Here is a 24,475-nt window from a genome sequence, read left to right as displayed (position 1 = left end):
CACCGTCACCAACGGGCAAGGCAGCAAAGACTAGGATCGGTCACTCCGTGGGACGACCGTGGCGCAGAATGCACGGGCCGGCTCTCACCACCCCGCACACGTTGCGAAACGAGACGCGTTGACGCTGGCTTAGGCTCCGGCTTTCAGCTTCCAGAGCACGAAATCCATGTCTGGCGAGTCAATGACGGGCTCGTAATACTCGCGGACCACGTCGAAATACTCAGGATAGACGGCCTCGGAGTAGTCGTGCTTCTTGCGAGTCACGACGAAGGGAATCCGTTCGTCTTCAACGAAGCTCCGGAACTCATCCACTGGCGAAGCGAAAAGAAGCGCGTCCTCGTAGAACCGTCGATCGATCTGGAACCCGATGTCCTTGGGGCCGATGATCTGCGTTCCCCCGGGAACCAACTGCTCCGCTTCTCTGACGAAGCGATCCATGCCCCGCTCGCCGTAGTAATAGCGTGTTGCGTAGGGTGACAGAACGTTGACCGCAGCTGCGGTAACCTGCGCCATTACCGGTGTCAGCAAGAGTGCGATGACTGCACCGGACGCCACAATCGAGGCAATAGAAATCTTCGGCCGCTCACGGCTATTGAGCCGCACGAGCAGAAGCGCGGCGACAGTCACAATGGTGACGGCGACGAAACACCACAGCGAGAGGAACGCGAGATCCGCGAGCGTGCGCCCGTGAATCTTCTCGTTCCTCGTCGCGAGGAAGAACATGCCGATGGCGCCGCCGAAGATGACAATGATGTGGAGGCCGCCGATGATGCGACCCGGTGCCGAGCGAAGACCCTCGAATGCGCGACGCGGCACCAAGCTGACGAGCGTTGTCGCCGCCAGCGCGAGTGCAGGGACCGCAATCGGGGTGTACTTCGGGAACTGGAAGGGGCTGGCGGAGATGAAGGCGTAGCCGATCAAGATCACGACGCCCGAGGCCGCACTCAACACGACAAGCCGCGCATCGACTGCGGGAACTCTGAGTACAGGGATAGCGACCGCGGCAACCATCGCCGCGACGAGCAAGGCTGGCCCAATCCAAACGAGCGTCGCACCCGGACCTTCAAAGAGAGTGGCAATTGCGCCGGAGACTCCACCACGCCCTGGCGTTCGCGAACTCAGCGACTCAAAGAGGTAGTCGAACGGCAGACGCGCATCAAAACCGATGAGTGCGCCGGTGATGACGAGCAGCGCGAGGGACAAGAGTGTTCCTGCCGCGAAGCTTCCAACGACTGCGATGGCCTTGATCCAACGCTGGGATGACGAAAGGAGCGCGGCGACACCGATGATGAGAGCGACAAAGCCGCTGATCGTGAACTTCGTCGCGACGGTGAGTGTCGCAAAAGCGACGAGCAGGAGGAGCATCCGCACCGATAGCGCATCCTGCTTGACGGCGGTCGCAAGCCAGAGCCCCAAAACCACGACAAGTACCCCGAACGATCCATCGATGTCGGGAACGAGTGCGCCGCTGATGATCTGGGGGCTAAGAAGAACGAGAGCGGCAAGCGTGACGTAAGCGAGCTGTGGCGCGTTGGGCATGATGCGTCGCAGAACCAGGAAAAGCACATACATCGACGCGATTACACAGACGAGTCCGAATGCGCGCACGGACACAGGAGAGAACCCGAAGACGCCGACAAACCCGGCCAACAGATAGTCGTATAGAGGTGGGTGCCAGAGGCCGAAGTCGGCAGGTCTCAGTTCCCCGTTGTAGTAAAAGGGCGCACCGTTCTTCAGGATGCCATCAGCGACATACGGAAACACCGCCTCATCAATCACGTACAAATCGCCCATTCGAGGAATGGAGAGGGCGAGATACCCGAGCGTTACGATTATCACCCCGAGTAGGCCGCCATGACGGAGAGGACCCAAACGCAGGCGCGGAGCTGCTTTTGCGGGCAGTGCTGTGGGCTGAGGACTATTCATAGAGCGGCAACTTCTGACTTCTCCTGGCCGCACGATTGTGAGGCCGTTCGGGTGGTGGGAATGAGGCGCGGACGATCGGCAGGGGCAGGAATATCGATGATGCTCGGCATCTCATTGTGGACTGGTTGGCTCGGCGGACTGTTTATCGCCTACCTGGGGTTCGAGATCAAGGCCGACCGACTCCACATTGCCAGGCCCTTCATTGCTCCTCTCGCGCAGAAGTATGCGTCGAGACGACCGTTCGATGAGCATCTTCCGGGAGATGAAGTTGTAGACGACGACAACCGCCGTGGCGACGATCTTTCCCCCGAGCTCGGAGAAGTCGAGCAGTTCGACTGCGAAAAGAAGGATCGCCTGGTTCAATCCGAGCGCGATGACGTTGAGGCCAAGAAAGTATGCAAACTCTTTGGGAATATTCCGGCCCGGACGAGCAACAAACACGAACTTTAAGGTGAGGACATAGTTGAGGATCAGTGAGATTGTGAACGAGATACTGCTGGCAACGAGGTACTGGAGCCAGGTCAACAGCAGCACATACAAGCCGTAGTCGACCGCAAAGGACACAACCCCAACCCCGAGGAACCGAATGAACTGTCCCAAGAGGCGGGCTGATCGACGCGAAGATTCCCGTCGCGCGGGCGTAGTCACTGATGCTGCACCGGCAGCTAGCCTATTTATCGGCACAGCGACGACACCGACAGCGATCTGGTGACGGTACGACGGCGGTAAGAGCTCACGGCACGCTCCCGAGCCCCGTGGAATCCGTGTCGACATGTCACCGGTTGATGATACCCGACTCGTTTTGAGGGCACCTGCAGCAGCTGTCGGCGGGCCGCCGATCCATCCGCAGCCGGCTCTTGTTCCCGCACCTAGTCGCAGCGCACGAAAGCGAACGGATCTGCCTTGACGCGCCACCCGAGTTCGTCGCGTGCACGCGAGGGGTCCGCGACACTGAACGACCGGATCGAGGCGTCGCCGTCCATGTAGCGATCCGGACACGCCGCGGCCAACTGGGAGTTGTCCACTCCCCTGCCGCTGCCGATGTTCACCGCACCGATGACGTCATCCCGCTGGGCGGCGAGGAGCAGCGCGCTCGCGACGTCGTCGACATGCACATAATCACGAACGAAGTGCGGCGTCACGGCCAGAACAGGGGGCGGCCCTTCGACCAGCGCGTTGAGGAGAGAATCCCGACAGCCAGGTCCGAAAACGTTGAAGATGCGAGCGCTAGCGGCAGATAGGCCGCGATCGAGCGCGAACTCCTCGAGCTGACGCTCCGCCGTGATCTTCTCTGTTGCGTAAGCCGACACGCCTTCGGTGGGATCCGATTCTCTCCTGGGCGCTCGATGACGATCACCGTAGACAGCAGCAGAGGATGCCAGAACGAAGCGGCTCACACCTGCCTGGACTGCAAGTGAGGCAACCCGAAGCATCTGCTCCACGGCGGTGTCGATCTGCCGGTCGCTTGCCCCTCTCGGTGCCCGCACAAGATAGACGAGCGCCTCGGGACGCACGCTCCGAAGGATCGCCTCCACCTGAGCGGGGATCGACACGTCAACGGCCAATGATCCGCTTCTGCTTGTCGCCACAACGGGGAGATCGTGAACCCCGGAAAGGCGTGACACGGCTCGTCCAATCGGGCCATTAGCACCGACAAGAAGCGTGCTCGGAAATACGGAGGCCCTCAACAGATCGCTCATTGGAGGGCTGAGAACCCGAAGGCTCGCAATCGAGCCCTGAGCTCCTCGTCCGTGATCTTGTGCTGGAGCGTGTCAGCGAGTGTCTCGTCGACCCAGGCGAGCGTTTCCCCCCGACCGTGATCGTCGTGCTCCGTCAAGACAAAGATCTTGGGATGAGTTGTCGCATCCACGGAACTTGCCTGATACGAGAGCTCCTCGAACATCTTCTCGCCGGGGCGCAAACCGACGATGTCGATCGAAAGTTGCGGATTGACGGCGTTGATCAAGCTCTGCGCGAGGTCGAAGACACGGATCGGGTCCCCCATATCGAGGACGAAAAGCTCGCCGTTCTGCCCGGTCGTAGCTGTCTGGATGACGAGTTGCGCGGCTTCGTCGATTGTCATGAAGTAGCGAGTGATATCTGGATGAGTGACCGTCAGGTTTCTTCCAGACTGGAGTTGCTGCCGGAAGGTCTGCATAACACTTCCCTCGCTCTCGAGGACGTTGCCGAAACGAACGCCGGAGAATCGCGTGGATGTGCTCTGGCGACCGAGATCAGCGACGATGAGTTCTCCGATACGCTTCGTTGCTCCCATGACGTTCGTCGGGTGCACCGCCTTGTCGGTCGAGACATAGACAACCCGTTTCACGCCGTGCGCCTCGGCTTGCCGCATGACGTTGAGAGTGCCCCAGACATTGTTGTTGAAAGCCTCGACCGCGTTGGCCTGCATGAGAGGAACGTGCTTGTAAGCAGCCACGTGGAACACAAAATCTGGCGCGTGCGCGGCCATGAGCTGAGCGACTCGCGACTCGGACTGCACGTCCGCGATCTCGACGCGGACACGGGGGTCGCTGCCCAACTGCTGGCCGAGCCGGAAGATGGCCGGCTCCGACCTGTCCACACACACCACGAGGGCGGGATCGAGGGCAGCCAGTTGCGAGACAATCCGCGACCCGATAGACCCGCCTGCGCCGGTGACCAAGACGCGCTGCCCCTCAATGAGCGCGCGAGCATGCACCATGTCGTGCTTCACCGGCGCGCGACCAACGAAATCCAGCACATCGACGTCGGTGAGATCCGATACCGAGACCCGCTCTCGCGACATGATCCGATAGGTGCGGGGGATGATGGCGAGTTCGACGCCCGCTCGCGTGACACGTGACGTGAAATCGCGCACCACGTCCCCGGAGGCCGAGGGGATAGCGAAGTAGACAGCATCGACGTCGTAGTCGATCACGACTGCCTCGACATCAGAGAGCGTCCCGAGAATCTCGACTCCCGTGAGCCGGTCATCGAGGTAGCCGACGACCGAATCGCCTGCGCTGGATACGTCCTCCGCGAGGCTCCTGCCCGCCGTTCCGTATCCCGCGATCAGTATCCGTCGACCCGACATCCGGTCCCCTCAGCTCAGTGTATGAACTCGAGAATCCTATCGACCTCGTGTCCCTCGCCTGGGAGCCCGCTGGGGAGTCGCCGACGTTCCCTCATGCGGCGCTATGAGAGGATGATCCGGCCGGCCGGTACCAGGGGGAAGCCGGGAGCGTACGCGCGAGTCTGCGCTGTGCGCGGGTGAAGAGGAAGGGTGTCGAGCAATGACCGTCACGCTGACGGCCATCGTGACTGCACACAGCGAAGGGCGACTACTCCGCCCAACGATTCGGTCAGTACGCGCGGGCTTGGAGAAGGTCGTATCCGACGGCTATTCGGCGGAGCTTCTCATCGTCGCGGACAACGCAAGCCCGCATACCCAGATGCAGATCAGTCGCGAGCTGAAGAGGGGAAGCGCAACGGTTCCGAGCCGTGCGATTAACGTCGCCGTCGGCGACGCTGGCGCGGCGCGCAACGCGGCGGCGCAGGCAGCGCAGGGCAAGTACGTGGCGCTGGTGGACGGCGACGACATCGTGTCCTCCGACTATCTCGTGAAGGCCCTTGAGCTACTGGAGGCGACCGATGAACGCATGATCGTTCATCCCGAGTACGTGATCAGCTTCGGCGCCCGCTCCCTCCTTTGGCACATTAGATCCGCCGTGACCGACGACGTCAGCTACCTCGATCTCATACGCCACAATCCCTGGCCCGCATGCAGCGTCCTGGAGCGGCAGGTGCTACTGGACACGCCATACCGACCCATGGTGGAAGGGACGGGCTACGGCCCCGAGGACTGGCTGTGGAACATCGAGACAACCGCGGCGGGCGTGCGGCATCATGTCGCAACCGATACCTACTTCTTCTATCGGGTACGAGAGTCCGGCGGTGTCAACAACCGGCATTCCGCGTCAATCTTGCCGTCGTTTTCGATGAGCGAGATCGAGGACGCACTGCCCAACGAGGACAACGAGGAGCAGGCGACGAAAAACGTGCCACCCCTGTCGCATCGGGTATACCGAACAGCGCTGCCGACGGCACGGTTCGCCACGAGCTGGCTGAGCTGGGAGGCCAAGCACGCCATCTACCGGTCGGCTAGATGGGCGCTGAGAGCCGCAACCCGCCGGGGGAAAGTATCGCGGGCCGAGCTCCCTCTGCGTTCAGAGTATCCCCCGCTCGCCGCCGCGCTTCGAGAGGCGACGAGCTACGAGCCGGCCATTTCGTGGACCGCTTCGGCCATCGACGGGTTGGTTGCATGGGAAGCGTGCGATGACGGCTACGGACGAGTGCTGAAGAAGGCGCTCGACCAGATCGGTGAACGTGGGGACGCCCTGGTGATGGTGCCCTGGCTTGGCGTCGGCGGCGCTGATCTCGTGTCCCTGAACTACGCGCGAGCACTGAACGAGACCTCCGAGTTCCACGGACGCACGACGATTCTGGGAACCTTCGATGTGTCGCGCACTGATGACGACCTCATCCCTGACGAGCTCAATTACGTGCACCTGGACTCACTCTGGTTGGAACTCCCGCTACGGATTCGCCAGCGCCTGATCGCACAGCTTGTCGTGCTGTTGCGTCCCCGACTCATCGTCTCGGTCAACTGCTTTCATCTTCTCGAGGCGCTGAGCGCATACGCCGCACCGATCACGGACGGGACAGACGTGCACACGACGCTGTTCTCTTTCGACAAGATCGGGGACGGTTACCCGACAAATCCGATAACCGATGACGCGCAGCGGGCCTTCCTCGACCACATCGCAGGCGTGCTTACTGACAACAGCAACAGTGCGGCACTCATCGACGATGTCCTTGCCCTGCCGACGCCGAACGTCGCCGTTCATGTGCACCGTCAACCCGCGGAAGTATCTCCTCAAGGGTCACTCATCTCTCACCCGGCGACCCCATCCGCGACGGTCCGGCTCCTCTGGCCTCACCGGCTCGATATCGAGAAGAGGCCCGACGTCCTTCCGGCGATCGCTCACGGGCTGGCCCAGGCAGGCGTGGACGCAGTCATCGACGTCTGGGGCAAGCGAGTGCTGTCCGAAAACAGCGACACGTTGATGGCCGATCTTGCACGAGCCGGAGTGCGTTACCGGGGACCGTACACGGGCGGTCTCTCCGCGATCAACCTGTCTGACTACGACGCGCTGCTCCTGACTTCGGAAAACGAAGGCCTTCCTCTCGTGCTGGTCCAATCCATGCTCTTGGGGCTTCCTGTGATCGCGTCCGGGGTAGGGGGCGTGCCAGACATCGTGCATGACGGTGTGACGGGCCTGCTCACATCTGGTCCCGAGGACGTTGAGGGATACGTTCGGGCAGTGGCCCGGCTGGTCAGCGAGGAAGGACTTCGAGAAGGCCTGATCAGCCGAGGCCGGGTTTTTGCGGAACAACATCACTCCTGGGCCGCCTTCGTCTCGGCCGTCGAGAGGGATCTCGTGCACCCACGTGCGCGGCGCGAACGAGAACCCGTGGCCTAGGCCTAACTGAGGGACGAGGCTGCCGAAGCGTCAGCCTCGGAACCCTGGACCGCACGGAAGTACCCGACAAGCGTGGTCAGGCGAGCATCGAAGGCCCCGACGGAGAACTCTTCGGAGACTCGCGCCTTCGCGAACTCTGCACGCCCCCTCGCATCTCGGGGGTTGTTCCTGATAGCCAGGAGAGCATCGAGATACGCCTCGATGTCGTCGAACCTGCCGATCGGATAGCCGGTCAAGTCGCTCAGAACTTCTCCTACACCTCCGACAAGCGGCCCCACGACAGGGATACCTTCGCACATCGCTTCGAGGACGGTCAACGGAATCCCTTCCCACTCACTGGTCAGGACGTAGGCGCCGAAGACCTCGAGTGGCAGCTCAGCAAATGAGGCGTAGGGCGGGTGACGAACAGCGCCCGCAGCGTCGAGCACAGCCAGGGACTCGGAGAGGCCGCTGGAGCCCATGACCTCCTGTCCGTAGAAGTGGAACTCGATCGGCATATTCCGTTCCGCCGCCCGAGCGGCAAGTGCGGCGTAGATGTCGAGCCGCTTGGGCAAGTCGAACCGCCCAGCCCAGAACACCCTCAGGACATCGGCCGCCTCGTCACGAGGAGCGGAGGCAGACCGTCGCGCCGACGAGACGACGCTGCGCTGGACCAGGAACTTTTCCGGCGCGTAGCCGTGTTCGTGGACCAGACGAGTTGCATAACTCTGGCTGTCGACGAGCACCTTCGATACCGGATCCAAGAAGCCGGGTGTCCGGAGGAACATCACGGAGAGAGCCTCGCCGTCTTCGCTGCGATCGATCGCAAAGCTCGTGAGGAAGAGGTTAGAGTGCTGACTCAGTCGGGGGCCATGACGCTCGATGACGTCGAAACCCACCGTGCTGTTGAACGCATGGACCGTATGCGGTTGGTACTGAGCGATGAGTTGAGGAACGATCCATTCCACGAATGCGTCGCGCGGCACCCCACGCGCGAGCAATGGCGCGAGTTCTACGGTGCTCACGCCAGCGGGCACTTGGTCAAGCCGCGTCGAGATGACCGGCTCAGTCGTCAACAGAACAACGCTCGCCTGCGGGTCCTGGCGCTTCACCGAGGACAGGTATTCAATGAGCACGGAATCGCCGCCACCGGTCCGGAGCCATGGGGCGAAGTAGAGATAGTCGATCGACGACGGTAATGCATCGATGATTCGCAGGTAGGCGCTGGATTCACGAACGATCTGGGGCGTGGGAGGACCCCACCGCTCGATCCATGCCCCGGTATCTTTGCGCGGGTAGGGAAGGAGCGGTTCAATGCTGTTCAGCGTTGCCCATTCTGCGAGCACGCTCGTGGGCACAGGACGCGGGCGGCTGCGGCGCATGAAGGATGACAGTGCGTCACGCCAGGGTTTGACGAGGCGGCCGGCGACTCGGAGAATTCGCGCGGGACGTAGGGCACGCACGGGTAAGGGCGGCGGATCTGTCGCCAACCGTTTGTCGGTGAGGAGCGGCACTCTCTCGAGAACTGGCCCGGCTCGCCAAAAAGGGTGCTCCGAGCCCCATCGACGGATGAATCCGACGCTACCGATCGGAGTGCGTACCGCTATCCCCTCCTCGGCGAAAGCAGCAGCAAGCGCGAGAGACCCTCCGCGCAGATCACCGGCGGCGACTGCCTGCCGAACGGTGTCGGCGCGTGCAGCGAAAATTGAGGCCCACACATCGACGTGCGCAAGCAGCCGCGAGACTTGGTCGATCCCATGCGAGGTCGGCTGACGTCCGATTCCTGTCCGCTGGCCGAACGTCACGATGAACTCAGGGCGGATGACCTCACCGCGTGCGACTCGCGCCGCAGCACTGAGCCAATCCACCCCGACCAGATCACCCGCCTCCACGACCCCGACGACGTCAGCCGTGGACTGGCTGAGGCCCCGGCCCGCGAGAACCGCGGCGTCAGAATCGCCGATGAGAACAACACGAGCGTGTGAGCGCACCACCGCAGGGAGCCCATCCGCGCATGACTGCGCGACGGCCAGCACAAGCGATGTCTGCGCCACCGCAGAGGCTGCCTCCGCCGACTCCAGGAGCGAGCGGACGGTCGGGACGGCCTCTCGCCCATGCCGCCACACCGGAATGACGATCTCGATACGCACACGCACATCGACTCCTTCCGGCACCGCACCATGCTAGCCGCACGCCACTTCGCGCAGCGGTCCACGATCCTCACACGGCAGATTAGGATGCTGTGGTTGCGTGTTCCGCTGACGCGCTGAGGGATCCATGACGAACGAAACGCTCTCCGGCGCCGACCTGCGTCCCCCCGGTACGGGGCTCGGCCTGATCGACGTGCTGCGCCGACGGCATCTGCTGATGTTGTTGGTGCGCAAAGAGGTGCAGATTCGTTACCGAGGGTCGGTCCTCGGCTGGCTCTGGTCCTACGTCAAGCCGCTGATTCAGTTCGCCGTCTTCTTCGTGGCTCTTGGCATCTTTCTGAATCTCAACAGTTCGGTCGGGTACTACCCCGTGTACTTGTTGGCGGGTATGACGGCCGTGACGTTCTTCACCGAGGCGTTCACGAACGGCACCCGCTCGATCGTCGACAACGCTGCGCTGATCAAGAAGATCTACTTGCCGAGGGAGCTTTTCCCCGTGTCGAGCATGCTCGTCGCGATCATCAACACGATCCCCCAGGTCATCGTCGTCTGGGCGATCGCGCTCGTCATCGGTTGGGAGTTCTCTCCGATCGCGGTCGCAGCCATTCTGTGTGGACTGCTGATCGTCGCGCTGCTTTCCACCGGGCTGGGGCTCCTTTTCGGCGCCATCAATGTCGCGTTCCGTGATGCGCAGAGTTTCGTCGAGATCATCGTGATGTGTGCGATGTGGGCATCACCTGTCATGTATCAGTGGTCGATGGTGCGGCCACAACTCGGGGAGGTCGGCTTCCTGATCTACTGCTTGAACCCCCTCACTGTCGCTGTCGAGCTCTTCCACGCAGGCTTTTGGTTCCCGTTGAACCCTGAGAATGGACAGCTTCTTCCTGACCTGTGGACATTTGCGGGTCTCGCTCTCCTGATCTCATTGCTGACAGTGGTGGTCGGACAGTTGGTCTTCCGGCGACTGGAGGGTCGTTTTGCCCAGGAACTCTGATCGGGACGCGCGCGCAGCGATCGTGGTAGACGACGTTCACAAGAATTTCCGGCTTCGCCACACTCACTCGCTCAAAGAGACATTCGTTGCGACGGTCAAGAGAAAGCCCGTGTCGACCGATTTTCATGCTTTGGATGGGGTGTCGTTCACGATCGACCAGGGCGATTCCGTCGCACTTCTCGGGTTCAACGGTTCAGGCAAATCAACGATGCTGAAGCTCATCTCGGGGGTGCTCACTCCGGACTCCGGACGGGTCCTCACCCGTGGCCGCATCGCCGGCCTGATCGAAGTCGGAGCAGGTTTTCACCCCGACCTCTCGGGACGGGAGAATGTCTTCCTCAACGCCGCGATCCTCGGGATGAGCAAGCGTGAGACCGAACAGCGATTCGATGAGATCGTCGCGTTCAGCGAGATCGAGCGATTCATCGACACTGAGGTCAAGCACTACTCTTCCGGAATGTTCTTGCGCCTCGCGTTCGCCGTCGCGATCCACACAGAGCTCGACATCCTTCTGATCGATGAGATCTTGTCGGTTGGTGACGAACCGTTTCAGAAGAAGTGCATTGCGCGTATCCGCGAACTTCATGAGCAAGGGAAATCCCTCGTCGTGGTGTCACACGATCTCGATATGGTGTCAGGCCTCTGTGCGCGCGGCATTCTTCTTCGCGACGGCAAGGTGAGCTTCGACGGCGACAGCAAGCTTGCCGTCGCCGCGATGCGAGCCTGAGAGTATTCGCGCGTCGACCTCAGCGTCGCCGGAGCACACGGCGGACACGGCGCCACACCGGGTGCCGGTCCCAGATCTCTCGAACCAGGACCTCGCGCTGCCGGTCGAGTTGCTCCGAGAGTTCGCGCGCAAAGCTTTCGCGCAGGCGCCTCTCGATACTGGCAATGAAGAGAGGCATTCCAGCGCCATTTCGTTCCACCCAGGCTCGAAGCGCCGCGTCCCTCACAGCGAGGTCATCACGCTCATGCGCTCCCGCGAGCTCGAACATGCTATTGCCGTCACTCCCGCGAGCAGTGGGACGCTGCGTCCAGTAAGCCAGCGGAGGTCCGGCAAGAAAGCCCAGCGAGTGCCGTGGTGTCAGCCGCAGGTAGAAATCCCAGTCTTCGACTGTCTCGAGCGACTCATCGTAATACCCGACATCGTCGTGGATGGCACGTCGGTACAGCACAGAGATCGGTACAGCCCGATTGATCTCGAGCAGCTCCGTGAAAGTCACCGAGGAGAGCCCCGGCCAGAATGGCTCCCGCCGCTGTTCGAGCCAACCACCATCAGCTGCACGCTCGTAGATGATCTCGGTCGGCACCACGACGCCGGCCTCCATGGGATGCGCGTCAAGGTAGGCCACCGTCGATGCGAGGAAGTCCGGATGCCAAAGGTCGTCATCGTCGTGCAGTACGACATAATCCGCTGTTGCGGCACGGACTCCCAGGTTGGCCGCAGCGCAGCGACCACCCGGGGAAGACGTCGCCAACACGCGGGTGCGACCTGCTAGCGGCGACGAAGCGACGACAGCACGAGCGGCGTCTTCGTCGCCCTGATCGTTCACGACGAGAACATCGAGTTCGTCGTGCGACTGAGCAGCGATATCGGCGAGCGCCCTCGCGAGGAAGTACGGTCGATCTTTCGTCCGAACAATCACCGATACGCGTGAGCTCACTCGGTCAGCCTAGTTGTTGTTGTCTCAGAGCCCCCGGGCGCGAGTGCGCCCCCGCGAGCCGTGTCGCCCGATGGGCAGTCATCGTCTACCGTGATCGAGCGCCTTGAGCAGGTAGACGCCGTATCCACTCTTCACGAGCGGCTCGGCTCGTGCGCGTAGTTCGTCATCTGTGAGGAAGCCCATTCGCCAGGCCACCTCCTCAGGACACCCGATCGACAGGCCCTGGCGTCGTTCCACGGTGCGGATGAAGTCTGTCGCCTCACTCATGGAGTCGAAGGTCCCTGTGTCCAGCCAGGCGGTACCGCGGGGCAGGATCTCGACCTTGAGGCTGCCCCGGGCGAGGTACTCCTTGTTCACATCGGTGATCTCTAGTTCGCCCCGAGGCGATGGGCGCAGTCCCTTCGCGATATGGACGACGTCATTGTCATAGAAATACAGGCCGGGAACGGCATAGTTGCTCTTGGGCGCTACCGGCTTCTCCTCGAGCGAAACCGCGATCCCGGTTGAGTCAAACTCGACGACCCCATACGCGGTAGGGTCATCGACCCAGTACCCGAACACCACACCGCCGCTCAGGGTGTTGTATTGCCGGAGCCGCGTCCCCATCCCCTGGCCGTAGAAGATGTTGTCGCCCAGCACCAAGGCGACGGAATCGGAGCCAATATGGTCTTCTCCGAGAATGAAGGCCTGGGCAAGCCCGTCCGGAGACGGCTGAGCCCGATAGCTGAGTGAAACCCCGAACCTACTCCCGTCGCCGAGCAAGCGTTGGAACTGATCCGCGTCCTGGGGGGTCGTGATGATCAGAATGTCTCGAATACCGGCGAGGATGAGGGTCGACAGAGGGTAATAGATCATCGGCTTGTCATAGATCGGGACAAGCTGCTTCGATACTCCGAGGGTGATCGGGTGCAGCCGCGAGCCGGTGCCTCCCGCGAGGATGATGCCGCGCATGTCTCCAGTCTCGCTCACCGCAGCAGATGCAACAAATGTGCGCTCTATCCTGGAGCGATGCGGACGCTTCTGGTTACGGGTGGTGCGGGGTTTATCGGGTCGAACTTCGTGCATCATGTCGTGGGGCACTCGGAGGACCGGGTGGTGGTGCTGGACAAGTTGACGTATGCGGGGAACCGCGCGTCACTGGAGGGGCTTCCCGAAGACCGGGTGCAACTGGTCGTCGGTGATATCGCGGATGCTGCGGTCGTGGATCCGCTGGTCGCGGATGCCGACGCCGTCGTGCATTACGCGGCGGAGTCACACAACGACAACAGCCTGCATGATCCGCGTCCGTTCTTGGATACGAACATCGTCGGGACGTACACGCTGTTGGAGGCTGCCCGGAAGCACGGGACCCGCTTCCACCACATCTCCACCGACGAGGTCTACGGCGATCTGGAACTGGACGATCCCGACCGGTTCACCGAACACACCCCCTACAACCCCTCCTCGCCCTACTCGTCGACGAAGGCTGGGAGCGATCTGCTCGTGCGGGCGTGGGTGCGTAGCTTCGGTGTACAGGCCACCATCAGCAACTGCAGCAACAACTATGGGCCGTACCAGCATGTGGAGAAATTCATTCCCCGGCAGATCACGAACGTAATCCGCGGGATCCGCCCGAAGCTGTACGGGGCTGGACAGAACGTGCGGGACTGGATCCACGCCGATGATCACTCCTCGGCGGTGCTGACGATCCTGGAGAAGGGTGAGATCGGGCAGACGTACCTGATCGGCGCGGATGGGGAGAAGGACAACAAGACGGTGGTCGAGCTGATCCTCACCCTGATGGGTCAGGATGCTGACGCGTACGATCACGTCACCGACCGAGCAGGGCACGACCTGCGGTACGCGATCGACTCCACCAAACTGCGCACCGAACTGGGATGGGTGCCCCGCTACCGGGACTTCGAAGCGGGCCTTGCCGCGACCATCGACTGGTACCGCAGCAACGAGGACTGGTGGGCGCCGTCCAAGGTCGGCGTCGAGGCGTTCTACGCCGCCAAGGGGCAGTGAGCGTGACTGAGTACGGCAAGGCGCTGCAGGTGACCGAGACCCCGATCCCGGGGCTGGTCGTCGTCGACCTCCCGGTTCACGGAGACGCGCGGGGCTGGTTCAAGGAGAACTGGCAGCGGGAGAAGATGACCGCGCTGGGCCTGCCCGATTTCGGGCCGGTGCAGAACAACATCTCGTTCAACGATGCGGTCGGCACCACCCGCGGGATCCACGCCGAGCCCTGGGACAAATGGGTCTCGGTCGCGACCGGGCGGATCTTCGGCGCGTGGGTCGACCTGCGTGAAGGCCCCACCTTCGGCGCCGTTTACACCACCGAACTCGACCCGTCGAAAGGGATCTTCGTCCCCCGCGGGGTCGGGAACTCCTACCAAACTCTCGAACCCGACACCGCCTACACCTACCTGGTCAACGACCACTGGTCCCCCATCGCGACCTACAGCTTCCTCAACCTCGCCGACGAAGCGGCCGCCATTGACTGGCCCATCCCCCTGGACCAGGTCCAGATCAGCGAGAAAGACAAGAACCACCCCCGCCTCGCAGGCGTCACCCCGATCGGTCCGAAACGGATCCTCATCACCGGCGCGAACGGGCAACTCGGCCGCTCCCTCCGCGCCGAGCTCGGCGACGCCCCCCACATCGAGTACGCCACCCGCGAGGACCTCGACCTCACCAGTCCCGACCTCGAGACGGCCCGTCGGTGGCGAGACTACGACACCATCATCAACGCCGCCGCCTACACCGCCGTCGATACCGCCGAAACCCCCACCGGCCGGCGCGACGCATGGGCCGCCAACGTCACCGCCGTCACCCACCTCGCCCGCATCGCCACCGACAACGGCATCACCCTCGTCCACGTCTCCAGCGACTACGTCTACGACGGCACCTCCCAGACCCCCTATACCGAGACCGACCCGATCGCACCGCTTGGGGTCTACGGCCAAACCAAGGCCGCCGGCGACCAGATCGTCGCCACCGTCCCCCGCCACTACATAATCCGCACCAGCTGGGTTATCGGCGACGGGCACAACTTCGTCCGCACCATGGCTTCCCTCGCCGAGCGCGGGATCGACCCCACCGTCGTCGCCGACCAAACAGGACGCCTCACCTTCACCACCGACATCGCCGCAGGCATTAGACATCTCGTCGACACCGGCGCCCCCCACGGCACCTACAACCTCACAGGGTCCGGTCAGCCCACGACCTGGTACCACATCGCCCGCACCGTCTACGACATCACCGGCCACGACCCCCAACGCGTCAGGCCCGTCAGCACCACCGACTACTTCGCGAATGCCAGTGGCCCCGTCGCGCCACGACCCACCAACAGCACCTTCGACCTCACCAAACTCCACACCACCGGATTCACCACACCCGATTGGCGTGAGTCACTCGCGCTCTACCTGAGCTAACGGAAAGTCCGCGGCATGGGTGCCGAGCTCCCCCTACACATCGACGAAGGAAGCATCACCCTCACAGCTCGGCATGCAGCTGCCACACCCGCTCGCCGGCTTCGCGCCACGAGAAGGCCCGCCCGCGGTCGGCGGCAAGCGTGGCAGCGCGGCGGCGTTCGGCGTTCGGCCCCAGAAGCGGCACGACGGATGCCGCGAGGGCATCCGCTCCACCCTCGATGAGCGTTCCCCCCTCGCCCACGAGCTCGTGCTGAGCCGGTGATGCTGCTGCGACGACGGGAACGCCGAGGGCGAGGGCCTCCAGCACACGCCATCCGTAGGAGGGCATCTCGCCCGGAGCCACGAGGACGGATGCCGACGCCATCGCTGCTGCGCGATCGACCGCATCCATCGCCGGAACAAGGATGGCCGAACCGGCGACCTCCGCGATGCCCGGCGGAGGATCGAGAACGACGACAGGCGTCTCCGCCGCTTCCCGCCCCAATGCGGCGACGAGCTCACCCAGTGCCTCCGGCGTGACCCCCGCCCCATCGACGACGACGGCCCCCTCGGGCACCCCTCGCTCACGGCGGCGTCCGACCGCGTCGCGCGGCTCGGCGAACCCCTCCGGCGCGGCACCGGCGATCACGCGTAGCCGATCCCCGAGCTTCGTGCGTTCACTGAGTTCCTCCGCCATGGCGTGCAAGGGTACGACGACGGCATCCGCGTACCGCTGCGCTCGCTTGAGCATCGCGCGGTGCCAGGCGACGCTCGCTTTGGGCAGACGTTCCGGGTGCGTCCAGGGCGTGAGGTCCCAGATCGTGACGACCGTCTGATCGTGGTTGTGAACCCGGTCATGACGCACCAGCGGCGCGAACAGCGTCGGAGAGTGCACCATGCCGGCGCCGAGCCCGCTGGGCAGTCCCAGCGACACTGCGGTCGCCGCTTCACGGCGCGGGATGGGAGAGACATCGACGCGAGCGAGCCCGTCCAACGCCTTGACCGCTCCGAGGGCATCCTCACCGGCCGCGGGGACGGTCGCGGCGACCTCGCACCCTCGCGGTGCGGATGCGATGAGCGCGCGCGTGAGTTCGCGTGACGCCATCGCGAGATCGGGATCGGTGGGCACGACCAACTGATCGAGCACCACCCTCAGCGTGGTGGTCATGCGGCGGGTGTGGGTGTCGGTGTCGGAGGATGCAGCACCTGACGCACATAGTCGCGGACGAAGGCGAAGTCGTCGGCCGACATCTCTTCGGGGATGACGCCGATGCCGCCGACCGAGCTCGGTGTGAGCTCGATCGTGGTGACCGGCTGCTCCTTCGACTTCAGGGCCAGCTCGGCGAAGTACGGGATCATCGACTGCGGGATGTCGGTCTGCACGATCGCCGTGCCCGCGCTGAGCACGTCGTTGAAGCGGTTCAGGACGTTCATCGGAGTGAACTGGGCGAGGATCGCTCCTTGCAGCTGGCGCTGGCGCAGCATCCGGTCCCAGTCGCTCGTGGTGTACCGCGAGCGGGCGTACCACTGGGCGGTGTCGCCGTCCATGTGCTGCAGTCCCGGCTCGATCCACCCGATCGCCCATTCCTCGGCCGGCTGGCCGTCGTAGGCGGGGCCGCCACCCTTGGGCAGGCGCTCGGCGACCTCGATGTCGACACCACCGAGAGCATCGATGAGTGCCGCGAAACCGTGCATGTCGATGAACACGTAATAGGGGATCTCGATCCCGAGGATGCCTTCAGCGGCGTCTTTGGTCGCCTCGATGGCCGGCTCAGACCCGTTGGTGACGGCATCCGGGTACAGGGCGTTGCCATCGCGGCAGACCTCGACCTCGGTGCGCAGCTGGTTGATTCCGCTCGACCAGCCGCAGGTCGGATCGACACGACCGGTGTGGCCGTCCGGGTAGAGGTCCTGCATCGGGCCGGGAGCGAACGGTGCGTGCGCCAAGTCACGCGGGATGCCGGTGATGGTGACCGCTCCCGTGTCGGCGTTGATCGAGACGACCGAGATGCTGTCGTAGCGCATCGAGTCGCGACCCTCGCCGCTGTCGGCGCCGAGCAGAAGGATGTTGTAGTAACCGTCCGACGGTGGCACCGACGGCCCAGACTGCGCGAAGATCGTGCCGAACGAATCGCGCACGCCCACGAGCCGATCGGATGCCCAGACCACGCCGCTGCCGGCGAGAACGAGAGCCCCGACACCGACGAGCGCGACAGCGAATCGCGTGATCGACCCGGTGCGCACGAGACGCACGAGGCGCAGGGTGTCGATCGTGAGGATGATCCACAGGAGCAGGTAGGCGAACAGCAGCGCCTGCACGCCGAGCAGCACGAACCAGTTCGTGGCGATCGCGACGAACGCCTGCTGCCAGAGCAGGAGCGTGACGATCGAAACCGCGATCAACGTCCAGCCGAAGAGGGTCGCACCGAGACCGAACCGGCCGAGACGCCGGTTTCCCGCGAGAACCTGCGCCGATCCGGGGATCAGGAAGTTGAGGACGAGCAGCCACCACGCGCGCCGGGTCATCATCGGCCGCGATGCCGTGTTGGGGTAGCGCAGCGGGCGGTTCTCGATGACCGGACGACCCGAGGAGGGCCGGGATCCGGTCGGCCGCGGGGGGCTTGCGACGCTCACAGCGCCTCCTTGAGCCGCCGGTTCTTCTCCTCAACGACACCCTCGAGTTCGCGCGCGTAGTTCTCGATGGCGTCGCCGTGGGCGGGATCGGCGATGCCCAGCATCCGGACCGCCAGCAGCCCCGCGTTGCGAGCGCCGCCGATCGACACTGTCGCGACAGGGATGCCGGCGGGCATCTGCACGATGCTGAGGAGCGAATCCAACCCGTCGAGGGTGGCCAAGGGAACGGGAACGCCGATGACCGGAAGTGCCGTGACCGAGGCGAGCATGCCGGGCAGGTGAGCTGCCCCGCCGGCGCCGGCGATGATGACACGGATGCCGCGCCCTCGCGCCTCACGGCCGTAGGCGACGAGCTTGTCGGGTGTGCGGTGCGCCGAGACGACCTCGACCTCGTGGGGTACGCCGAAGTCCGTCAGCGCCTGAGAGGCGTCGCTCATGACGCGCCAGTCGGAGTCCGAGCCCATGACGACACCGACGAGCGGGGCGGGGGAACTGTGGAGCGCAGCGGTCACCGGACCAGGCTAGGGTGCATGGCTGGGGATTGCCCGGAACGGCACCCCCGAAGGGAGAATCCGTGACAGAGTCCACTCCAGCCGCCGGCATCCCCGACCTTGATGCTCTGCTGCACGCCCGCTACGGCGCCGCGGCTCCCGCGTTGACCGAGCCGGCCCTGCGCGAATCGGCAACGCTGGCTGCGCTGCTGCGTCACCACACCGTGCGCAGCTTCACTGACGCGCCAGTAAGCGACGAGGTGACCACCGCGATGGTCGTTGCCGCGCAGTCGGCGGCGAGTTCCTCGAACCTGCAACTGTGGAGCTTCGTTGAGGTGCGGGATGCGGGGACGCGACGGGCTCTCGTGGACGAGGTGGGTACGAGCACCTTCGTCGCCGACGCACCCGTCATCCTGCTGTTCATCGCGGACTGGTCGCGGGCATCAGCGATAGCGGCGGCTCAGGGCGCCTCAGACGCTGCGGCCGACTATATGGAATCCACCCTTGTCGCGTTCGTCGATGCTGCTCTCGCCGCACAGAACGCCGTCGTCGCGGCGGAGTCGCTCGGGCTCGGCACCTGCTATCTCGGTTCGGTTCGCAACAACCCCGAGCGCGCCGCGGAGCTGATCGGCCTCCCCGACCGGGCGATGGTGGCGTTCGGCCTCGCGGTGGGGTATCCCGATCCCGCCGACACCGCGGGAATCAAGCCACGCCTCGCACCGAGCGTCGTGCACTCCCGCGAGCGCTACTCCCCCATCACGGATGCCGACGTCGCCGCCTACGACACCGAGATCGCCGCCTACCACGCGAGTCAGGGACGCCCGACGGGATGGAGTCGGGCCGTCATCCGTCGCGTGAAGGATGCGGCGGGCCTCAACGGCCGCGACCGGATGCGCGCCTGGCTCACAGGGCGCGGCTTGCCCTCGAACTAGGCATCCGTCCGACGCCCGGCAATCGGGTCAGTCCTGGAAGAACGCGGCTGCCGCGCGAGCGTCGTAGACGACGTCGTCGAGGTCAGTGCCGACGGCGTTCACGTGTCCGACCTTGCGCCCCGGTCGCGGATCCTTGCCGTACGTGTGGATGTGGGCGGACGGATGCTGCGCCATCGAAGCCGCGAACCGCTCCGACAGGCCGCCCTCGCTGGGTCCGCCGAGGATGTTGATCATCACCGACCACGGCGCGATCGGCGAGGTGTCCCCCAGCGGGAGGTCGAGAACGGCACGCAGGTGCTGTTCGAACTGGCTGGTGACGGCGCCGTCCTGGCTCCAATGGCCGCTGTTGTGCGGGCGCATGGCGAGCTCGTTGACGAGGATGCGGTCATCCGCCGTCTCGAACAGTTCGACCGCGAGCATCCCGGTCACGTCGAGTCCCTCCGCGATCCGCTCGCCCACCTCGGCGGCAGCCGCCGTGAGCCGGGGACTGGCACCGGGTGCCGGCGCAAGAACCTCGGCGCAGACACCGTCGCGCTGCATGGTCTCGACCACGGGATAGGCGCGAACCGCGCCCGACGGCGTGCGGGCCACCTGCTGCGCGAGCTCCCGGGTGAACTCGACCAGTTCCTCGACCAGCAGCGCGCCGCCCCCGGCATCCTCAGCCAGAGCCGTGAACCAGTCCGCGGCGCCGTCCGGCGACGATACGACGCGCACGCCCTTACCGTCGTACCCTCCGCGAGGAGTCTTGACCACGGCGCGCCCACCGTGGGCATCGAGGAAAGCGCCGAGTTCATCCGGACCGGTGGCAGCTGCCCAGTCGGGCTGCGGCATCCCCATTTCCTGCAGCCGCGTGCGCATCAGCAGTTTGTCTTGCGCGTACCGGAGGGCGTCGGGACCGGGGTGCACCGCGATTCCTGAGTCCACCAACGCGTGCAGCACCTGCTGTGGCACATGTTCGTGGTCGAAGGTGATGACATCGACCTCGCGTGCGAAGGCAAGCACCGTGTCGGCATCTCGGTAGTCGCCGACCGCGGTGGCAGCAAGCGCCGCTGCCATCCCCTCCTGCTCAGCCAGCACCCGGATCTCGACGCCGAGTTCGACAGCGGGCGCGATCATCATCCTCGCCAGCTGTCCGCCGCCGATCACACCGACGCGATAGGTCATAGCAGTCCTCCCGTTCGGATCCATTCTCTCGCGAACCGGGCGATCGCTCGCGTCGGTCGCGTGCAGGCCCGGGTCGGCTCAGGACTCGGGAGGCGTCTGCCCGTCGCGGTGAGCGAGGATCTGATTGACCTCGACCTGGTCGATGAGCACCTCGTGGACGAGCGCGACCTGGGGGACGCGGGTCATCCGCATCGGTGCGTCGACACCGTTCGAAAGGATGAGTGTGCCGCTGCCGGCCAGGCGCTGCAGCGGTCCGCGGCGCATCTGCACCGAATACCCACGAACGTGGGCGAGCTCACGCCGCCGGGTCACGAACAGACCGCTGCGCTCGATGACGCGCCGCGTCGTGATCGTGTAGACGTGCGCGCGCCAGGCCAGAAACGGCAGGAACACGAGCACGAAGATGACGACGGCAGCCGCTGCCAGCAGCATCCAGTTCTCGAAGGGCGCCGGAAGGTTGTCGTAGAAATACCCGGCGGCTGCGGCTACGGCGATCAGTGCGATCGCCGACAGAATCAGCGCGGGCCGGCGACCCCGGATCTTTGCGATCAGCAGTTCGGGCGTCGAAACGCCGGGTGCGGGAGCCAGCGGTCGCCCGACGGAGCTCGGCGGCGGGGAGTACCCCGACGACCCGGTGCCCGGCTGCAGCGACATACCCCCATTGTGGGGGTCTCAGCGGACATGGATGACGTCCCCCGCCGCGACGGATAGGGATTTGCCGTCCACCGCGACGACCAGTCGGCCCGCGTCGTCGAGCCCTGTGGCCCATCCCTCGAGCACGCGGTTATCCGGCAACATCACGCGAACCTGGCGCTCGAGTGTCGCGCAGGCGCCCTGCACCTCGGTATGCACGCGGGCGACCGCGTCGGCGGATACCGCAGCTGCCAGCATCCGGTCGAGTGCACGGAGGTAGTCCGCGAGCAGCCGGTCGGGGTCGACGTCTGCTCCGGCTATGGCCAACGACGTCGCGGTCGGGACGGGGAGTTGCTCGGGCATCATCCGCGTGTTGATCCCCGCGCCGACGACGATGGCGTCGGGCTCACCCGGCACCATCTGCGACAGGATGCCGCACACCTTCGCCCCGTCGATGAGAACGTCGTTCGGCCACTTCAGCGCCACGCGCGAGTTCCCACCCGCGTTCTCGGGCGGAAACTGATCCCGGATCGCGAGAGTCATCGCCGTACCTGCAATGAGCGACACCCATCCCCGCTGCACGGCAGGGATCCCGGGTACGCGGACGAGGACCGAGATCGCCAGGGCAGCGCCCGCCGGCGCCGTCCACGTGCGATCCAGGCGCCCACGCCCAGCCCGTTGGTCGTCGGTCACCAGCACCGACAGGTGGGGGTACGCATCCGGCTGCTCAGCCACAGCCGCAAGAAGGTCGGTGTTCGTGGATCCGGTGTGCCGCACGACATCCAGTCGCCCCGCAATGATCGCCGCCCGCGGAAAATCGCCTGCCTGCATCCGTTCACTGTACGGCCGCCGGCTTCCGCCGCCCCGCCGCGAATCGTCGAGGTAGGAGAAATCGCGGAGGTAGGCCGATTCCGCCGCCAACTCACCTACCTTCGCGATTTCGCCTACCTCCGCGATACCAACGACCACCATCCCCGCATCGGGAAAGGCATAACGGATGCCGCGGCGCGTTGTCGCAGGTCTCCAAGGGCTTCCCGTGACACGCCGATAGTGTGGAGGCGTGACCGACGACAACGACCTGTTCACGACGGCCGGCAAGATCGCCGATCTGCGCGCGCGCTATCAGGAGGCTGTCGTCTCCGCCGAGGAGTCAGCCCGCGAGAAGCAGCACGCGAAGGGCAAGCTCACGGCCCGCGAGCGCATCGAGCTGCTCGTCGATCCCGGCAGCTTCACCGAGCTGGACGAATATGTGCGCCACCGCACGACGGCGTTCGGGATGGACAAATCGCGCCCCTACGGCGACTCTGTGGTCACCGGCACCGGCACCATCCATGGCCGCACGGTAGCGGTCTACGCACAGGACTTCTCGACCTTCGGCGGATCGCTCGGCGAAGTAGCCGGCGAGAAGATCATCAAGGTCATGGAGCTGGCCCTTCGCTGCGGGATGCCGATCATCGGCATCCTGGACTCGGGCGGCGCGCGCATCCAGGAGGGTGTGGTCGCCCTCGGAAAATACGGTGAGATCTTCCGACTCAACACGCGCGCGTCGGGTGTCATCCCGCAGATCTCGATCATCATGGGGCCTGCCGCCGGTGGCGCCGTGTACTCCCCCGCCCTCACCGACTTTGTCATCATGGTCGACAAGACGAGCCAGATGTTCGTCACGGGCCCCGATGTCATCAAGACCGTCACCGGCGAGGACGTCGGCATGGAAGAGCTCGGCGGCGCCTATACGCACAACACCCGGTCGGGCGTTGCCCACTACCTCGCCGAAGACGAGGACGACGCGATCGACTACGTCCGCACGATGCTGGGCTTTCTTCCCGACAACAACCTCGCGGAGATCCCCGAGTACGAGAGCCCGTTCGAGTGGGAGACGACGGATGCCGACCGTACCCTGAACGCGATCATCCCCGACTCCGCCAACCAGCCCTACGACATCCACGACGTCATCGGCCACATCGTCGACGAGGGCGATTTCCTCGAGGTGCAGCCGTTGTTCGCCCCGAACATCGTGATCGGCTTCGGCCGGATCGAGGGACGGACGGTCGGCGTCATCGCGAACCAGCCCTCGCAGATGGCTGGCACGCTCAACATCGAAGCAGGCGAGAAGGCCAGCCGGTTCGTGCGCTTCTGCGACGCCTTCTCTATTCCCATCGTGACGCTTGTCGATGTTCCGGGATACCTCCCCGGCACCGACCAGGAGTGGACGGGAGTCATCCGTCGCGGCGCCAAACTGCTCTACGCGTACGCAGAAGCAACAGTTCCGCTCGTGACTGTGATCCTGCGCAAGGCCTATGGTGGCGCGTACATCGTCATGGGCTCCAAGCAGCTCGGTGCCGACGTCAACCTCGCGTGGCCCACCGCCGAGATCGCGGTCATGGGAGGCCAGGGCGCGGTGAACATCCTCTACCGCGGCGAGCTGAAGAAGGCGGCTGAGACGGGGGAGGATGTCGCTGCGGTGCGCACGCGGCTCGCCAACGAATACACCTACAACGTCGCCTCCCCGTTCCTGGCCGCCGAACGCGGTGAACTCGACGGGATCATCGAACCGGCCCAGACGCGCGTCTCCATCGCCAAGGCGTTGCGCTCGCTCCGCGGCAAGCGCGCAAGCCTGCCGCCCAAGAAGCACGGCAATATCCCGCTGTAGGACGCGATGAGCACCCGAGAACCAGCGCCCGAAGAACGCGAGCCCGCCGTGCCGATCCACATCGTGCGCGGAGATGCGACAGCCGAAGAGATAGCGGCGGTAGTCGCGGTCGTGGCCGAGCACTATGTCACCGAGCACGCCGAGGCGGTAGCCGACGAACCCCGGCGGTCGGCCTGGGCACTGTCGCAGCGTGCGCTGCGGGAACCGCTGCGGCGCGAACTGGGCTGGAATCGCACCCCCTGCTGACCGCGCCGAGAAAATTGGCCTGGTCCTAGAGCAGGCCAATTTTGTCCCCCAAAATACCTACAGACGAATCGTTGCGGCTCGGCAAGACTGGAACA

21 protein-coding genes are annotated in these 24,475 nt (G+C 64.5%); 8 read left to right on the top strand and 13 right to left on the bottom strand.

Features of this window, described 5'->3' with window-relative positions:
- Positions 1-129: 129 nt before the first annotated feature.
- The 4 genes from B4F19_RS04420 to B4F19_RS04405 all read right to left on the bottom strand — a co-directional run bounded on the left by B4F19_RS04420 (position 130) and on the right by B4F19_RS04405 (position 4,999).
- Positions 130-1,794 (bottom strand): ArnT family glycosyltransferase, encoded by a 1,665-nt coding sequence (locus tag B4F19_RS04420; RefSeq protein ID WP_292733004.1) that lies wholly within the window; start codon positions 1,792-1,794, stop codon positions 130-132.
- Between the two features lie 243 nt (positions 1,795-2,037).
- Entirely contained in the window at positions 2,038-2,700 is a 663-nt protein-coding gene (locus tag B4F19_RS04415; RefSeq protein ID WP_292733002.1) for a GtrA family protein, read from the bottom strand.
- 95 nt (positions 2,701-2,795) lie between these two features.
- Positions 2,796-3,626: an NAD-dependent epimerase/dehydratase family protein gene (locus B4F19_RS04410; protein ID WP_292733001.1), complete on the bottom strand. Its 831-nt coding sequence runs from the start codon at positions 3,624-3,626 to the stop codon at positions 2,796-2,798.
- Positions 3,623-4,999 (bottom strand): polysaccharide biosynthesis protein, encoded by a 1,377-nt coding sequence (locus B4F19_RS04405; RefSeq protein ID WP_292732999.1) that lies wholly within the window; start codon positions 4,997-4,999, stop codon positions 3,623-3,625. Before B4F19_RS04405 ends, B4F19_RS04410 begins: the two co-directional genes overlap by 4 nt.
- 199 nt (positions 5,000-5,198) lie before the next feature.
- On the opposite strand from B4F19_RS04405, the gene B4F19_RS04400 reads away from it, so the two are divergent.
- Positions 5,199-7,448, top strand: coding sequence for a glycosyltransferase (locus tag B4F19_RS04400; RefSeq protein WP_292732997.1), 2,250 nt, complete (start codon positions 5,199-5,201; stop codon positions 7,446-7,448).
- Positions 7,449-7,450: 2 nt separating this feature from the next.
- Here B4F19_RS04400 and B4F19_RS04395 read toward each other — a convergent pair whose 3' ends face one another.
- A complete protein-coding gene (locus B4F19_RS04395; RefSeq protein WP_292732995.1) occupies positions 7,451-9,601 on the bottom strand; it encodes a glycosyltransferase in 2,151 nt (716 codons plus the stop codon).
- 103 nt (positions 9,602-9,704) lie between these two features.
- Between B4F19_RS04395 and B4F19_RS04390 the strand changes: the two genes are divergently transcribed.
- Together B4F19_RS04390 and B4F19_RS04385 are read left to right on the top strand one after the other, a co-directional pair.
- Positions 9,705-10,571 (top strand): ABC transporter permease, encoded by an 867-nt coding sequence (locus B4F19_RS04390; RefSeq protein WP_292732993.1) that lies wholly within the window; start codon positions 9,705-9,707, stop codon positions 10,569-10,571.
- Positions 10,555-11,298 carry an ABC transporter ATP-binding protein gene (locus B4F19_RS04385; protein WP_292732991.1) on the top strand — a complete coding sequence of 248 codons (744 nt, stop codon included), beginning with the start codon at positions 10,555-10,557 and terminating at the stop codon, positions 11,296-11,298. Before B4F19_RS04390 ends, B4F19_RS04385 begins: the two co-directional genes overlap by 17 nt.
- 19 nt (positions 11,299-11,317) lie before the next feature.
- On the opposite strand, the gene B4F19_RS04380 is transcribed toward B4F19_RS04385, so the two are convergent.
- Both B4F19_RS04380 and rfbA read right to left on the bottom strand, forming a co-directional pair.
- Positions 11,318-12,235, bottom strand: coding sequence for a glycosyltransferase family 2 protein (locus B4F19_RS04380; protein ID WP_292732989.1), 918 nt, complete (start codon positions 12,233-12,235; stop codon positions 11,318-11,320).
- A 78-nt stretch (positions 12,236-12,313) separates the two neighbouring features.
- A complete protein-coding gene (gene rfbA / locus B4F19_RS04375; RefSeq protein WP_292732987.1) occupies positions 12,314-13,186 on the bottom strand; it encodes a glucose-1-phosphate thymidylyltransferase RfbA in 873 nt (290 codons plus the stop codon).
- Between the two features lie 57 nt (positions 13,187-13,243).
- Here rfbA and rfbB point away from each other — a divergent pair, with 57 nt between their 5' ends.
- Together rfbB and rfbD are read left to right on the top strand one after the other, a co-directional pair.
- The gene (gene rfbB, locus B4F19_RS04370; protein ID WP_292732985.1) at positions 13,244-14,242 is read left to right on the top strand and encodes a dTDP-glucose 4,6-dehydratase; all 999 of its coding nucleotides are present in this window, start codon (positions 13,244-13,246) and stop codon (positions 14,240-14,242) included.
- Positions 14,239-15,651 (top strand): dTDP-4-dehydrorhamnose reductase, encoded by a 1,413-nt coding sequence (gene rfbD, locus B4F19_RS04365; RefSeq protein WP_292732983.1) that lies wholly within the window; start codon positions 14,239-14,241, stop codon positions 15,649-15,651. The genes rfbB and rfbD overlap by 4 nt, the downstream gene beginning before the upstream one ends.
- Before the next feature lie 61 nt (positions 15,652-15,712).
- On the opposite strand, the gene B4F19_RS04360 is transcribed toward rfbD, so the two are convergent.
- From B4F19_RS04360 to purE, 3 genes are read right to left on the bottom strand one after another with little or no spacing between them, the layout of a single operon-like run.
- Complete coding sequence (locus B4F19_RS04360) at positions 15,713-16,798, bottom strand: glycosyltransferase (RefSeq protein WP_292732981.1); 1,086 nt, start codon at positions 16,796-16,798, stop codon at positions 15,713-15,715.
- Positions 16,795-18,264, bottom strand: coding sequence for an LCP family protein (locus B4F19_RS04355; RefSeq protein WP_292732979.1), 1,470 nt, complete (start codon positions 18,262-18,264; stop codon positions 16,795-16,797). The genes B4F19_RS04360 and B4F19_RS04355 overlap by 4 nt, the downstream gene beginning before the upstream one ends.
- Entirely contained in the window at positions 18,261-18,728 is a 468-nt protein-coding gene (gene purE / locus B4F19_RS04350; protein WP_292733137.1) for a 5-(carboxyamino)imidazole ribonucleotide mutase, read from the bottom strand. Before purE ends, B4F19_RS04355 begins: the two co-directional genes overlap by 4 nt.
- A 110-nt stretch (positions 18,729-18,838) precedes the next feature.
- Between purE and B4F19_RS04345 the strand changes: the two genes are divergently transcribed.
- Entirely contained in the window at positions 18,839-19,687 is an 849-nt protein-coding gene (locus B4F19_RS04345) for a nitroreductase family protein (RefSeq protein WP_292732977.1), read from the top strand.
- A 27-nt stretch (positions 19,688-19,714) separates the two neighbouring features.
- On the opposite strand, the gene B4F19_RS04340 is transcribed toward B4F19_RS04345, so the two are convergent.
- From B4F19_RS04340 to B4F19_RS04330, 3 genes are read right to left on the bottom strand one after another with little or no spacing between them, the layout of a single operon-like run.
- Positions 19,715-20,875 (bottom strand): 5-(carboxyamino)imidazole ribonucleotide synthase, encoded by a 1,161-nt coding sequence (locus tag B4F19_RS04340; protein ID WP_292732975.1) that lies wholly within the window; start codon positions 20,873-20,875, stop codon positions 19,715-19,717.
- A gap of 54 nt (positions 20,876-20,929) precedes the next feature.
- Positions 20,930-21,505, bottom strand: coding sequence for a PH domain-containing protein (locus B4F19_RS04335; RefSeq protein WP_292728362.1), 576 nt, complete (start codon positions 21,503-21,505; stop codon positions 20,930-20,932).
- Between the two features lie 18 nt (positions 21,506-21,523).
- On the bottom strand, positions 21,524-22,315 hold the full coding sequence (locus B4F19_RS04330; protein ID WP_292732973.1) for a biotin--[acetyl-CoA-carboxylase] ligase: 792 nt from the start codon (positions 22,313-22,315) through the stop codon (positions 21,524-21,526).
- A gap of 229 nt (positions 22,316-22,544) precedes the next feature.
- Between B4F19_RS04330 and B4F19_RS04325 the strand changes: the two genes are divergently transcribed.
- Entirely contained in the window at positions 22,545-24,134 is a 1,590-nt protein-coding gene (locus B4F19_RS04325) for an acyl-CoA carboxylase subunit beta (protein WP_292732971.1), read from the top strand.
- Positions 24,135-24,140: 6 nt separating this feature from the next.
- Entirely contained in the window at positions 24,141-24,380 is a 240-nt protein-coding gene (locus B4F19_RS04320) for an acyl-CoA carboxylase epsilon subunit (protein ID WP_228177542.1), read from the top strand.
- The last annotated feature ends 95 nt before the right edge of the window (positions 24,381-24,475 follow it).

Origin of the sequence: Microbacterium sp. UBA1097 (genome assembly GCF_002313585.1) — a bacterium.
GTDB lineage: Bacteria > Actinomycetota > Actinomycetes > Actinomycetales > Microbacteriaceae > Microbacterium.
Note: the sequence above shows the minus strand (reverse complement) of the source record. Positions and strands in the feature narration are given on the sequence as shown.

What these genes read in the sequence shown, in the direction of transcription:
- rfbA (WP_292732987.1), bottom strand. Translation starts at nt 13,186, where the DNA reads ATGCGCGGCATCATCCTCGCGGGAGGCACCGGCTCGCGGCTGCACCCG.
- B4F19_RS04420 (WP_292733004.1), bottom strand. Translation starts at nt 1,794, where the DNA reads ATGGGCGATTTGTACGTGATTGATGAGGCGGTGTTTCCGTATGTCGCT.
- rfbB (WP_292732985.1), top strand. Translation starts at nt 13,244, where the DNA reads ATGCGGACGCTTCTGGTTACGGGTGGTGCGGGGTTTATCGGGTCGAAC.
- B4F19_RS04330 (WP_292732973.1), bottom strand. Translation starts at nt 22,315, where the DNA reads ATGCAGGCAGGCGATTTTCCGCGGGCGGCGATCATTGCGGGGCGACTG.
- B4F19_RS04360 (WP_292732981.1), bottom strand. Translation starts at nt 16,798, where the DNA reads ATGACCACCACGCTGAGGGTGGTGCTCGATCAGTTGGTCGTGCCCACC.
- B4F19_RS04335 (WP_292728362.1), bottom strand. Translation starts at nt 21,505, where the DNA reads ATGTCGCTGCAGCCGGGCACCGGGTCGTCGGGGTACTCCCCGCCGCCG.
- B4F19_RS04340 (WP_292732975.1), bottom strand. Translation starts at nt 20,875, where the DNA reads ATGGATCCGAACGGGAGGACTGCTATGACCTATCGCGTCGGTGTGATC.
- B4F19_RS04400 (WP_292732997.1), top strand. Translation starts at nt 5,199, where the DNA reads ATGACCGTCACGCTGACGGCCATCGTGACTGCACACAGCGAAGGGCGA.
- B4F19_RS04415 (WP_292733002.1), bottom strand. Translation starts at nt 2,700, where the DNA reads ATGTCGACACGGATTCCACGGGGCTCGGGAGCGTGCCGTGAGCTCTTA.
- B4F19_RS04405 (WP_292732999.1), bottom strand. Translation starts at nt 4,999, where the DNA reads ATGTCGGGTCGACGGATACTGATCGCGGGATACGGAACGGCGGGCAGG.
- B4F19_RS04390 (WP_292732993.1), top strand. Translation starts at nt 9,705, where the DNA reads ATGACGAACGAAACGCTCTCCGGCGCCGACCTGCGTCCCCCCGGTACG.
- purE (WP_292733137.1), bottom strand. Translation starts at nt 18,728, where the DNA reads ATGGGCTCGGACTCCGACTGGCGCGTCATGAGCGACGCCTCTCAGGCG.
- B4F19_RS04320 (WP_228177542.1), top strand. Translation starts at nt 24,141, where the DNA reads ATGAGCACCCGAGAACCAGCGCCCGAAGAACGCGAGCCCGCCGTGCCG.
- B4F19_RS04410 (WP_292733001.1), bottom strand. Translation starts at nt 3,626, where the DNA reads ATGAGCGATCTGTTGAGGGCCTCCGTATTTCCGAGCACGCTTCTTGTC.